The sequence below is a fragment of the Faecalimonas umbilicata genome, from assembly GCF_042846195.1.
Lineage (GTDB): Bacteria > Bacillota > Clostridia > Lachnospirales > Lachnospiraceae > Faecalimonas > Faecalimonas umbilicata.
Window position 1 is genome coordinate 1,064,032 of the sequence record NZ_AP031411.1, and the last position, 12,486, is coordinate 1,076,517.

The following is a 12,486-nucleotide window of genomic DNA, read 5'->3' on the forward strand; positions in this document are numbered from 1 at the left end:
ATAATAGGATAAGCAGTAAGGGATAAGGAGTCATAAAACTATGAGTATATATGATACATTAAATGCAGAGCAGCGGGAGGCGGTCTTTCACACGGAGGGACCGCTTCTTATACTGGCAGGAGCCGGATCTGGGAAAACAAGGGTGCTGACGCACCGTATTGCATACCTGATTGAGGAGAAAGGAATCAATCCGTGGAATATTCTTGCAATCACGTTCACAAACAAGGCGGCAGGCGAGATGCGGGAGCGTGTAGATGATATCGTAGGATTTGGCTCAGAAAGTATCTGGGTAAGTACGTTTCATTCTACTTGCGTGCGGATTCTTCGCAGGCATATTGACCGGCTTGGATATGACAATAACTTTACAATCTATGACAGCGATGACCAGAAGACTTTGATGAAAGATGTATGCAAATTGCTTCAGATTGATACAAAAACATATCGGGAGCGTACGATCTTAAGTGCGATTTCCTCGGCAAAGGATGAGATGGTCACACCGGAAGAATATGAATTGAATGCATATGGAGATTTCAGCAAGAAGAAGATTGCTGAGGCTTACAAAGAGTATGAGAGGCAGCTGAAGGCAAACAATGCACTGGATTTTGATGATCTTTTAGTAAAGACCGTACAGCTGTTCCAGACACAGCCGGAGATATTGGAATATTATCAGGATCGCTTCCGCTATATTATGGTAGATGAGTATCAGGATACCAATACCGTGCAGTTTAAGTTGATCAGCCTTCTTGCGGCAAAATATAAAAATCTGTGTGTAGTCGGAGATGATGATCAGTCGATCTATAAATTCCGCGGGGCAAACATTCAGAATATTTTAAGCTTTGAAAAAGAATTTGAACATACAAAAGTGATTAAACTTGAGCAGAATTACCGTTCGACGAGCACAATCCTCGATGCGGCAAATGCGGTGATCAAAAACAATGTAGGAAGAAAGGCAAAATCACTTTGGACGGAAAATGGAGAGGGGGAAAAAATCCAGTTTCGCCAATTTGACACCGCCTACGATGAAGCTGAATATATTGTAGGAGATATCAGAGAACGCGTAGATAATGGAAAAGCAGCTTACTGTGATCATGCAGTTTTGTACCGTACAAATGCACAATCCCGTCTGTTTGAGGAGAAAATGATCACAGCCAATATTCCATACAAGATTGTCGGCGGAGTCAATTTCTATGCGAGAAAGGAAATCAAAGATCTGCTTGCATATTTAAAAACGATTGATAATGGAAAAGACGATCTTGCAGTGAGGAGGATCATCAATGTTCCGAAGAGAGGAATTGGTCTTACAACAGTCAATCGCATTACGGAGGCAGCGCAGCAGAGAGGAATCAGTTTCTACGAAGCACTGTGTTCTGCCGATCTTGTTCCGGGATTGGGAAGAAGTATTTCCAAACTAGAATCTTTTGCGGCGATGATCGAATATTTCCGGAAAGAAGCAGAACATCTTTCGATTACAGAACTGATGGAAGAAATCCTTACGGAAACCGGGTATGTGGAAGAACTGAAGGCAGAAGGAGAAGAGGAGGCAGAAGCACGTCTCCAGAATATCGATGAATTTCTGAATAAAATCGCTGCATATGAAGAATCCTGTGAGGAGGAGCTTCCGACACTTTCCGGATTTTTAGAGGAAGTGGCGCTGGTGGCAGATATTGACAGCTTGGATGAAGAAAGCGATTATGTTGTGCTGATGACATTGCACAGTGCAAAAGGATTGGAATTCCCTTACGTTTATCTGGCAGGGATGGAAGATGGGATTTTCCCAAGCTACATGACCATTACAGCAGATGATCCGACAGAAATCGAGGAGGAGAGAAGACTCTGTTATGTCGGAATCACCCGGGCAAAAAAAGAACTTGCGATGACTTGTGCCAGAAGACGTATGATTCGCGGGGAGACACAATATAATAAAATGTCAAGGTTTTTAAAAGAAGTTCCGCCGCAGCTTTTGTCTACCGGGAAAATTGTGGAGAAAGAAGAGCTGGAACTGCCGAAACAGAATTCCTATGTTCAGGCAAAACAGTCTTTTCAAGCAAAACCGTTTATGATCTCAAAACCGGTACAGCAGTTTGGAGTCAAAAGCGGGGAAGGACTTTCCTATGGTGTCGGTGATCGTGTCCGTCATATGAAATTCGGAGAAGGTACGGTGACTGCGATCACGGAAGGTGGAAGAGATTACGAGGTGAGTGTCGATTTTGACAGCGCAGGGACAAAAAAGATGTTTGCATCTTTTGCGAAATTACAAAAAGTATAGAAAAAATAAAATTGGGAAAAATATATGAAATGTTATAGCAATCTTCCCTTGTTAGTGCTATAATAATGGAAGCGAAATCCATTTGAAAAGTAAGGAAATCGGAAAGGACGTGGCAAGTATGAACAGAGTAGAAGATATTATTGCAGCATCAAAATTAAATGACATTTTAAAGAAGAAAGATGACAAAACAAAGAATACAGTTCTTTGGGTACTTGCAATTGTAGGTGCAGTTGCAGCAATCGCAGGAATCGCTTACGCAGTATATTGTTTCTTCACACCAGATTATCTGGAAGATTTTGAAGAAGATTTCGATGATGAATTTGATGACGATTTCTTTAGTGAAGAAGACGAGATTTAGAAAGTGCAATAAGGCGGGACAAAAAGTCCCGCCTTTTTCTTGCAGAGGAAGTTTTTGGAGAACTTGTAAGGAAAACAATGTGCAAATGGGAATATAGAGTGGAGCAATTGATTGCTCAATAGAACTGTAAGAGAAAGGAATACAGATAGATGAAAAAAGGACAAGTTTATGAGGGGATGATTCAAAAAGTAGAATTCCCAAATAAAGGAATTGTGCAAGTGGATGGGGAAGAGAAGCCTGTCATTGTAAAAAATGGGATTCCGGGGCAGAAGATCCGGTTTTGTGTCAATAAGCTGAGAAAAGGAAAAGCGGAAGGACGTCTGTTGGAAGTAATGGAAAAGTCTGCATTAGAGACAAGAGAGCCGGTGTGCAGTATTTTTCCGGCCTGTGGTGGTTGCATGTATCAGACCATGGATTATCGGGCACAGGTGAAGATGAAAGCGGAACAGATCCAATCGATCATGGATGCGGCTGTGGATGGGTATTCCTATACCTTTGAGGGAGTAAAAGAAAGCCCGAAGGAATTTGCTTACCGCAATAAAATGGAGTTCTCCTTTGGGGATGAATATAAGGACGGGCCGCTTTCTCTCGGACTTCACAAGAAAGGAAGCACCTACGATGTACTGACCGCTTCTGACTGTAAATTAGTTCACGAAGACATGACACAGATTTTAAGTTGTGTGCTGGACTATTTCAAGGAGAGAGGTGTCAGCTACTACAAAAAAATGCAGCATATCGGATATTTGCGCCATCTTCTTTTAAGGAGAGGAGATACGACTGGAGAAATTCTTGTAAATCTTGTCACAACAACACAGGAAGAGCATGAATTGGCTCCGCTTGTGGAAAAACTTCTGGCGCTTCCGGTAGAAGGCAAGATTGTCGGAATTCTGCATATTTTGAATGATTCCTTATCCGATGTGGTGCAGAGTGATGAGACAAAGATTCTCTATGGACAAGACTATTTCTATGAGAAAATCATGGGGTTGGAATTTAAAATCACACCATTTTCCTTCTTTCAGCCAAATTCAAGAGGAGCTGAGGTGCTTTACAGCACTGTGCGGGAGTATATCGGAGATATCCACGATATGACCGTGTATGATTTGTTCAGCGGAACCGGGACAATCGCGCAAGTATTGGCGCCGGTGGCAAAGCAAGTGATCGGAGTCGAGATCATCGAGGAAGCTGTGGAAGCAGCAAAAGAAAATGCAGAGCGGAATGGACTGCATAATTGCAGATTTATTGCGGGAGATGTTTTTAAAGTATTAGATGAAATAGAAGAGAAGCCGGATGTGATCGTGTTAGATCCGCCTAGGGATGGGATTCATCCGAAAGCGTTGCCGAAGATCCTTGATTATGGAGTAGAAAATATCGTGTATATTTCCTGCAAGGCTACGAGCTTGGCAAGAGATTTAGAAATGATACAGGCGAGAGGATACCGGGTGGTGAAATGCACGGCGGTGGATCAATTTTGTCAGACCGTTCATGTGGAGACGGTTGTTCTTTTGTCCCAACTGAAATAAAAGCCGGATGATTACATTAATGTCACGATTGAACTTGATGATATGGATATAACATCTGCAGAGACTAAGGCTACATATGATGAGATAAAGAAGTATGTGGCTGAACATAATGCCGGCATGAAGGTTTCCAATCTGTATATCTCACAGGTAAAGAGAAAATGCGGAATTGAGGTTGGAAAGAATTATAATTTACCTAAAAATGAAGATAGCAGGCAACCGCAGTGTCCAGAAGATAAAGAGAGTGCAATTGTGGAGGCATTGAAGCATTTTAAGATGAATAGTTAATAAAGAGAGGTGCAGATGCTATGCCAGGTATACTCGTGGTTGAAGATGATGAAAATTTAAATCGTGGAATTACATTTTCACTGAAAAAATCCGGATATGAGGTTTTTTCAGCAGAATCAGTGAAAAAAGCGAAAAGAATTGCAAGTGATCAGAATGTGGATGTTACCATTTGCGATGTGAATCTTCCGGATGGGAATGGACTGGAATTTGTAAGGTGGATGAGATGCAATTATAATACATACATTATTTGTCTTACAGCACTAGATCAGGAGATGGATCAGGTCATGGGATATGAAGCAGGGGCAGATGATTATATTACAAAGCCGTTTAGTCTTTCGGTACTTCTTTTGAAAATAGAAGCACATTTCCGCCGCAGACAGGAGAAAACGGAAGCCGGAAAGATGATTTCGGGAGATATCGTATTTATCGCAGGAGAAATGAAAGTCCTGATAAAGAGTCGTGAAATCAGTCTGACAAAAACGGAGTTGAAAATGCTGACTTTTTTTCTTCAGAATCCGAAACAGATTCTTTCAAAAACACAAATATTGGAAAATGTGTTTGATCTGGAAGGGGATTTTGTGGATGAAAATACAATCGCTGTAAATATCAGAAGACTCCGTGAGAAAATCGAAGACAATCCGGCTGCACCGGTCTATATAAAGAATATCAGAGGTCTTGGGTATATATGGAATCAGGAGGTAAGGCAGTGACAAAGAGATATCACAAGAAGATTACAGTAGTGCTCTCCTTGGTATTACCTGTCATATTATTGTTTGCAATATTAAATTGCTTTACCACGTATGTGTTTTATGAAGATTATAAATATAAAATGAATCTTATGACAGAGATTGCTGCAAAGGAAGAATTTTCCGGGCTGGATGCTGTTTCGGAATTGCTTAAGGATAAGGACATTGAAACCAACGAACAGGGAAAGCAATTATTGGAGCAATATGGATACTGGGGGAATAAAGGGAATGCATTTTATTCGCAATTCCGGCATCAGGTTATGGTGACCGGTGCTGTAAGCACTGTGATATGCGTGCTTCTTTTGACTTTTTTACTTTATTGGAAGAAAAAAGAAGATGCGTGTCATCAGAAAATTTTAGACCAGTTGGAAGAAATTCTGATCAGATTCCGTGAAAATAAATTTGATGATTTACTGAAAACGGAAAATCATGCAGAACTGGAAAAATTGAATGACCAGCTTGAAGCAATCGGACATCATATTCAGTTGATAAAGGAAGAAGCAAGGGCAGAAAAGGAGAACACGAAAGAAATGGTTTCTGATATTTCTCACCAGTTAAAGACACCGGTTGCAGCTTTGGATACATGTTTTAGTGTGCTGATGCAGAATGACTTAAGTGCCACAGAACAGGAGGAGTTTCGTATCCGTTGCCGGAGTGCTCTGGATGGACTGGAGACATTATTGCAGTCGCTTCTTGAAATATCCAAGATGGAAACTGGACTGATTCAGATTAATAAGAAAAAACTTCCGTTTATGGATACTGTCATATCTGCTGTGAACCGCACTTATCCTAAAGCGGATGAGAAAGAAATTGAATTCGTTTTTGACTATGAAAAAGAGCTGGAAACATGCACGATTATGCAGGATAAAAGGTGGCTTGGTGAAGCTGTGATCAACGTTCTGGATAATGCGGTCAAGTACAGTCCGTGTGGTTCAAAAATATTTATCCGGTTACAAAAAAGAAACGATCTTGTAAGAATGGAAATTGAGGATCAGGGAATTGGTATTCCGCAGAATGAGTATCACAAAATTTTTCAACGATTTTACAGAGGAAGTTCCAGGGAGGTCATGGAAAAGAGTGGTACAGGAATCGGACTTTTTCTATCGAGAGAAATTATCGAAAAGCACGCAGGTATGATTACGGTAACCTCCGGCAAAAAGAAAAAAGGAAGCACGTTTGTGATTCAATTACCGTATGTTGGTTAAATTTTAAGTGAGCAGAAATCTTACAATTCTGTAAGATTTCTGCTCGTTTTTTGAAAGTGAAATGAAAGATTGTCCTGATACAATTTGGATGTAGGTTGAAAAATGACCAAATATATAAACAGGCAAAGAAAGCGTGCTGAAAAGGTACGCTTTACAGAATTGAAAAGGAGGCAACACATGAGTGTGATATTAGAAACCAAGCAGCTTTGTAAGTTTTATGGCGCAGGTGAGAATCAGGTCAAAGCGGTCAATCAGGTGGACATTCAGATTGAGCAGGGAGAATTTGTCGCAATTGTTGGAAAGTCAGGTTCCGGTAAAAGTACATTACTTCATATGCTTGGAGGGCTTGATACCCCGACAAAAGGCAGTGTTACTTTGGCAGGGAAAGATTTATATAGGATGAAGGAAGATGCCCTTGCTGTTTTCCGCAGAAGGAAAATCGGATTTGTTTTTCAGGCATTTAATCTGGTTTCATCTGTTAATGTCTGGGAAAATATTGTACTGCCACTGGGGCTGGATGGAAGAAAAGTGGATGAAGCGTATGTAAATGATATTATTGCAACTCTGGGGATTGAAAATCGGATTTATAATCTGCCAAATCAGTTATCCGGAGGACAGCAGCAGAGAGTAGCAATTGCAAGAGCACTGGTGAATCGTCCGGAAATTATATTTGCAGATGAGCCGACAGGAAATCTTGATTCTAAGACCAGTGATGAGGTAATCGCTCTGCTTAAGATGACAGCAAAAAAATATGGACAGACAATTGTAATGATTACCCATGATGACGAAATTGCACAGGTCGCTGACCGTATTCTGGTGATTGAGGACGGACAGGTGGTGGATTTCAGATGAAGACAATAAGCAGGATTGCATATAGCAATGACAAAAGGAACAGGACAAGAAGTATACTGATCATGATGGCAATCTGTCTGACCACGATGCTGCTTGTTATCATCAGTACTGTGGGAAATGGGGGAATTCATTTACAGAAAAGTCAGGCGGCAGGATCATATGGAAGCAATTATGGTCTGTTTGTTTCCGCAGACGGATCGCAGTTAAAAGAAGTAAACCGCCGTGCGGAAATAGATGCTACAGGCACTATGTGCACCGAAGGTATCATAAAAGGCAATGAAAAAGGCGGGTTTGTCTGCATGGATGAGACTGCAAGAAAAATGCTTCCTTATAATAAAGAATATGAGTTGAAGGAAGGAAAGTATCCGGAAAAAATGCAGGAAATTGCCGCAGGAAGAGCGTTTTTTCGTGCAATGGGGTATGGTGATGTAAAGATCGGAGATACGGTTACACTGGATTACCGCGCAGGGATGCAGTCAGAATATAAGCCGGAAGAATTTGTTGTCAGCGGAATCCTATATGATCGGGATGAGTATACCATCGAGGCATCTTATGTTGCTTTCGGGTCGCAGGAGTTTTATGATGAGCACGTCGCAGAGAATGACAGACAGTATAATATTTATTTTACTTTAAATGATTCTGCAAATGTATCTATGAATAATATTGATTCGGTTATAAAGCAGATTGCAGCAGCTTGTGGGATCGAAGAAAAAAACGTTATAGTCAATGATCTCTATTTGCAATGGGTCTTGCAGCCGAGTTATGAAACGATTGCGGTATGCGGGGTTTTGATTCTTGCAATTGTACTTTTCTCTGTTGTGGTCATTTATAATATTTTTCAGGTTGGTATTGCCAACAAGATACAGGAGTATGGAAAAATCAAGGCTCTGGGAGCGACAAAAAAGCAGATGAAACAACTGATCTTCAGAGAGGGTATGTTTTTGACAATTTCTTCAATACCAGTTGGATTGCTTCTTGGTTTTCTGATTGCAAAATGCGGTTTTAACTGGCTGGTAGAACAGGGAAACCTTGTATCAACCGGAACTGGCTCTATGGGAGTCCAAAATCAGCAGATGCCACTGTTTTCCCTGCCTGTTATGCTTCTATGTATTTTCGTGTCATTTTTTACCGTTGCTTTGGCGCTGCGTAAACCAATGAAAATTGTTTCACGGATTTCACCTATCGAAGCAACACGGTATTTAGAAAATGCAGAAACACACAAAAAAGGAAAACGAAATGGCAGAAAAAATGTCACCGTGTTTTCTATGGCAATGGCAAATATAACGGGTAATCCAAAAAGAACCATTGGTACCATCCTCACACTGGGGCTTTCCTGCGCATTGTTTGTGATTATCTCTAATTATGTAGGAAATATTGATACGGAGCATGAAGCACGTCTTTCCGTTAATCATGGACAATTTGAATTGCAGCTTGACTATTCTGCTGAGTACGATGAAAGATATCCGGAGAATAATCTGGATACGATTCTGACGGATAATCCATTGAATGATTCAATGATTGAAGAAATCAAAAGCATTCCAGGAGTGACAGATGTCATGACGAGAGAGATTGTCTCTGTAAATCTGAACGGAACAAGATTTCCGGCTGATATTGTGAGTAAAAATGATTTTGATTTTATGCGCCAAGACGGGGATATTGGCTCTATGGACTATGATCAGGCGGTAAAGAATGGTGAAATTTTCTTTGGTTGGTTGATGTGGATGGAACAAGATGGATATGCTCCGGGTGAATCCATTGCATTTGACTTTGAGAATGGAAGTGAAACCTATACCTATCAGGGAAAGATTGCAGGATCCTTTGTAAGCGCGGACACTTATCTTGTCATTCCGGAAGGTGTATACCGTTCCATGAATCCGAGGGGAACAGCCTATGGCTATCTGTGGGTGGACTGTGATAAAAAAGATGTTGCATCTGTGGAACAGAGTCTGAATACTTTGATTTCTAATACTTCGCATATAAAAATGGATACCTATCATGCACAGTTACAATCTGCAGAATTCACAGCTCGCATGATGAAGCTTGGCTGTTATCTGTTTATGGCGGTTGTAGGACTCATCGGTTTTATGAATATGGCAAACACCATAATCATGAATATTACGACAAAAAAGCAGGAATATGGTGTATTACAGGCTGTGGGTATGACAAATAAACAATTAAATTTATGTCTGCAGTTACAGGGAATGATGTTTACGGTTGGTACCATATGCGTAGCTTTGATCATTGGTCTGCCGCTCGGCTATGCACTTTTTTCCTATGCAAAACATAATGGAATATTTGGAATGAATATCTATCATGTTCCAATCGTACCAATTTTTATTATGATTTTTTTGGTCGGTCTGTTGCAGATTGTACTTTCCTGCGTTTTAAGCAGTAATCTGAAAAAGGAAACGCTGGTAGAAAGAATAAGGTATCAGGGATAGCAAGTAATATGTAATGAACTAGGTCTTAACGAAGAGGAGAAATAGATAACTTCCATTTTGTATGTATGATAAATCTAAACAGTATTTTAGCAACATTTCCTGAGTGGGGGCAGAAAGTGCCCCCACTTTCACTATTTGGGGGCGAAAAGCGCCACCATATATCATAAATGATGGGTTCAAGGGAAAAATCCCTTGCTAGAACAGTATTTGGATGGAGACATCTCTAATGCGTATCTAGCCGTCAACCTAAGAAGTATCAAGGCAGCCAAAACAGCAGATTAATCATGCAACATGTTCTTTCCACAATGGCTGGACTGGCATTGCGGGAAAATGATATCGGTTATGCGAGATTTTTGTCAGGGAAGGTACAGGCAGTTGCACATACATTGGAAATGGGAAAATATAATGAGTATTCGCCAATGCTTGATATTGTATGTGCAGGGAAAGATGTAGAGGGAACATATAAGGTGGTAAAACATCTTCTTGATAATGTGGGTACTATGTATGATTTTAGAAAGTCCGGTTTATATAAGCATATGAAGTTCAGAGATATTGATGAAGCTATATTAGATGGTGTAAAAGAAAAACTTCTTGAAGGATTCAGAAATGAGGAAGAATTCGGCTACATGGCAGGATATGAACCGTGGGAGAAATTAATTTTTGACAGATAAGTTTTTTGAAAACTGTCGTTTGGTAAAATCTATTCCATTTTTAAAAGCCTTGCGATAAAATATGTTCTGTGAAACTATTGTACTGCTACAAAAAACGATGTAGAAAGCTTAGAAGCTTTTTTAAGTGGATTATATTTATAAGCAAGGTTAGTAATCTGAAATAAAGAAATAAAAAATGATATCAATAGTTGTAGATATAGAGTATGGTAAGGCGTTCAGAAATGGGCGCCTATTTGATTGCCCAAAATGAACTTTACAAAATATCTATCTAAATTTTACATTAGTAAGGTAGATAAAGATAGAAACGGTGTGATATTTTGAAAAAAGAGAGAGTGATTGTTGGAAGGAGATAGGTATATGTGTGAAACAGCTTTGGTACGAACAAATTTAATGGGAGATGTAGAAAGAAAAGCTGTTTTATGGTTCAAGTCTAAGGAATAGTTTTTTGATGGCTCTGTTTCTGTATGGAACAGAGCCTTTTTGGAGGTGCTAAGATTGAAAACATATCATATAGGTGAAAAAGTGGTACATTGTCCAGAGGGAGTATGTGAAGTAGAAGATATTTGTCAAATAGAAATGGATAAAATGAAAAAATATTATTACAGGCTGAAACCGATTCAAAGTAATGTGAAAGTAGTATATATTCCGATAGATAAAATAGAGATGCATGTACGACCGCTAAAGACAAAGAAAGAATTAGAAAAAATCTTTTGCATTGAACCGGAAGAACAACTGATCTGTTACAGAAATCCACAAAAAAGAATGGATATACAAAATCAGGCTGTCAGGGAAGATGATGCGGTAATGTTGATTCAGTTGATTAAGATGTATCGAAGAAAACGGCAAAAAAATCACATCTCGCTCGGGGATGCAAGATGGTTGAAAGAAGCGGAGTGTTATTTGTTTTCAGAGATGTCTGAAGTGTTAGAGTGTGATTATAATTTTTTGTTACAGTGTGCACAATATAATCAGAAAATCGAATGTGCATAACAAGATAGATATGAGAGTCATTGATTATATGAGGAAGATAACTATGAGGAAAATATATGTAATGGATACGAACATTTTGATTCATGCACCCGAGGCAATTTTGAATTTTGAAGATAATGAAGTAGTGATTCCAATGACAGTATTGGAAGAACTTGATGGATTAAAAAAATTCTGAGAAGGAAAAGGGGAGAAATGCCAGAGAAGCGATTCGCCACTTGGAAAATCTTCTGATACAAGGCAATCTTGTAGCGGGTGTAGATACGGAGCAGGGAGGAATCATCCGGATAGAAAAAAATTATGTTGGTATGCAACTTCCACCGGATATGCCTGAAGATAAGATGGACAATCGGATATTAAAGGTATGTTTGGGACTTCAAAAAGATTATCCGGAAGAACAGACTATTTTGGTCACAAAAGATATGCTTCTTAGAATCAAGGCGCAGATGCTTTCTATCACAGCTCAGGATTATACAACAGACAGAATAGCAAAGAAAGAAGAACAGTATAGTGGAAGGATGGAAGTTTATGTAGAGGAAGAGCATTTTAAAGAGCTCAAAAAGAAAGGAATCAAACCGGAATATATTTATCAAATGGGAGAAGATGGGATTCGTCATCAAGTCATGCCGGAGATGAATCAGTTTCTGATCTTAAAAGCAGATCAATCTACGAAAAAAGTACAGCTTGGACGTTTTGATGGAACAAAAGTAGTTCCATTGCAATATAAAAAAAGTAAACCGTATGGTGTGTCCCCAAGAAATGTCGGTCAGTATTTCCTGCAGGAAGCATTGATGACGATATCGGTTATCTTCCGGGAACAGAACAAGAGAAAATCTCACCATTAATGCGCCCGATTATTGATAATTTAGAACAGTTGATCGATTCTGATGAAGAAGAGCGGTATAAAAATGAAGAAGAATTGCATGCGAAAATCGATGAGTTATTTGCAAGAGGATTAATTGAAACAGAGGCGATGAATTTTATCCGAGGAAGATCCTTTGTAAATACATATCTGGATGAGCAGACAAATGGATTGAGTTATGCGTCGGAGCATATGAAGAGAAGTCCATTCTGTTATCAAATCACATTCAATGCAGAAGAATGTGAACGGTCAGAATTAGCTATGGATGCAATACAAAGAATGTAGAAAGACAG

General features: G+C 39.6%; 10 protein-coding genes and 1 pseudogene. All 11 read left to right on the forward strand.

The features are described 5' to 3' along the window. Positions 1-40 precede the first annotated feature (40 nt). The 11 genes and pseudogenes from pcrA (at position 41) to ACGG81_RS05115 (ending at position 12,478) form a co-directional block, all read left to right on the forward strand. Positions 41-2,266, forward strand: a complete 2,226-nt coding sequence (gene pcrA / locus ACGG81_RS05065; protein ID WP_317343700.1) for a DNA helicase PcrA — start codon at positions 41-43, stop codon at positions 2,264-2,266. Between the two features lie 118 nt (positions 2,267-2,384). Further along, entirely contained in the window at positions 2,385-2,624 is a 240-nt protein-coding gene (locus ACGG81_RS05070; protein WP_016439235.1) for a hypothetical protein, read from the forward strand. A 149-nt stretch (positions 2,625-2,773) separates the two neighbouring features. After that, positions 2,774-4,144 carry a 23S rRNA (uracil(1939)-C(5))-methyltransferase RlmD gene (gene rlmD / locus ACGG81_RS05075; RefSeq protein ID WP_390109927.1) on the forward strand — a complete coding sequence of 457 codons (1,371 nt, stop codon included), beginning with the start codon at positions 2,774-2,776 and terminating at the stop codon, positions 4,142-4,144. A 96-nt stretch (positions 4,145-4,240) separates the two neighbouring features. Next, positions 4,241-4,429: a tRNA (uracil-5-)-methyltransferase gene (locus ACGG81_RS05080; RefSeq protein WP_202030777.1), complete on the forward strand. Its 189-nt coding sequence runs from the start codon at positions 4,241-4,243 to the stop codon at positions 4,427-4,429. A 20-nt stretch (positions 4,430-4,449) separates the two neighbouring features. After that, complete coding sequence (locus ACGG81_RS05085; protein WP_390109930.1) at positions 4,450-5,139, forward strand: response regulator transcription factor; 690 nt, start codon at positions 4,450-4,452, stop codon at positions 5,137-5,139. Further along, positions 5,115-6,380, forward strand: a complete 1,266-nt coding sequence (locus tag ACGG81_RS05090) for a sensor histidine kinase (RefSeq protein ID WP_390109933.1) — start codon at positions 5,115-5,117, stop codon at positions 6,378-6,380. The genes ACGG81_RS05085 and ACGG81_RS05090 overlap by 25 nt, the downstream gene beginning before the upstream one ends. 177 nt (positions 6,381-6,557) lie before the next feature. Further along, a complete protein-coding gene (locus ACGG81_RS05095; RefSeq protein WP_006426335.1) occupies positions 6,558-7,232 on the forward strand; it encodes an ABC transporter ATP-binding protein in 675 nt (224 codons plus the stop codon). Then, positions 7,229-9,673, forward strand: a complete 2,445-nt coding sequence (locus ACGG81_RS05100) for an ABC transporter permease (protein ID WP_390109940.1) — start codon at positions 7,229-7,231, stop codon at positions 9,671-9,673. The genes ACGG81_RS05095 and ACGG81_RS05100 overlap by 4 nt, the downstream gene beginning before the upstream one ends. Positions 9,674-9,957: 284 nt before the next feature. After that, a complete protein-coding gene (locus ACGG81_RS05105; RefSeq protein WP_318265109.1) occupies positions 9,958-10,344 on the forward strand; it encodes a hypothetical protein in 387 nt (128 codons plus the stop codon). 486 nt (positions 10,345-10,830) lie between these two features. Continuing rightward, complete coding sequence (locus tag ACGG81_RS05110; RefSeq protein WP_318265110.1) at positions 10,831-11,334, forward strand: CarD family transcriptional regulator; 504 nt, start codon at positions 10,831-10,833, stop codon at positions 11,332-11,334. A 43-nt stretch (positions 11,335-11,377) separates the two neighbouring features. Beyond that, positions 11,378-12,478: pseudogene (locus tag ACGG81_RS05115) on the forward strand (PhoH family protein). The last annotated feature ends 8 nt before the right edge of the window (positions 12,479-12,486 follow it).

Coding starts and splice junctions, on each gene's coding strand:
- pcrA (WP_317343700.1), top strand. CDS start 41: ATGAGTATATATGATACATTAAATGCAGAGCAGCGGGAGGCGGTCTTT.
- ACGG81_RS05070 (WP_016439235.1), top strand. CDS start 2,385: ATGAACAGAGTAGAAGATATTATTGCAGCATCAAAATTAAATGACATT.
- rlmD (WP_390109927.1), top strand. CDS start 2,774: ATGAAAAAAGGACAAGTTTATGAGGGGATGATTCAAAAAGTAGAATTC.
- ACGG81_RS05085 (WP_390109930.1), top strand. CDS start 4,450: ATGCCAGGTATACTCGTGGTTGAAGATGATGAAAATTTAAATCGTGGA.
- ACGG81_RS05090 (WP_390109933.1), top strand. CDS start 5,115: ATGGAATCAGGAGGTAAGGCAGTGACAAAGAGATATCACAAGAAGATT.
- ACGG81_RS05095 (WP_006426335.1), top strand. CDS start 6,558: ATGAGTGTGATATTAGAAACCAAGCAGCTTTGTAAGTTTTATGGCGCA.
- ACGG81_RS05100 (WP_390109940.1), top strand. CDS start 7,229: ATGAAGACAATAAGCAGGATTGCATATAGCAATGACAAAAGGAACAGG.
- ACGG81_RS05105 (WP_318265109.1), top strand. CDS start 9,958: ATGCAACATGTTCTTTCCACAATGGCTGGACTGGCATTGCGGGAAAAT.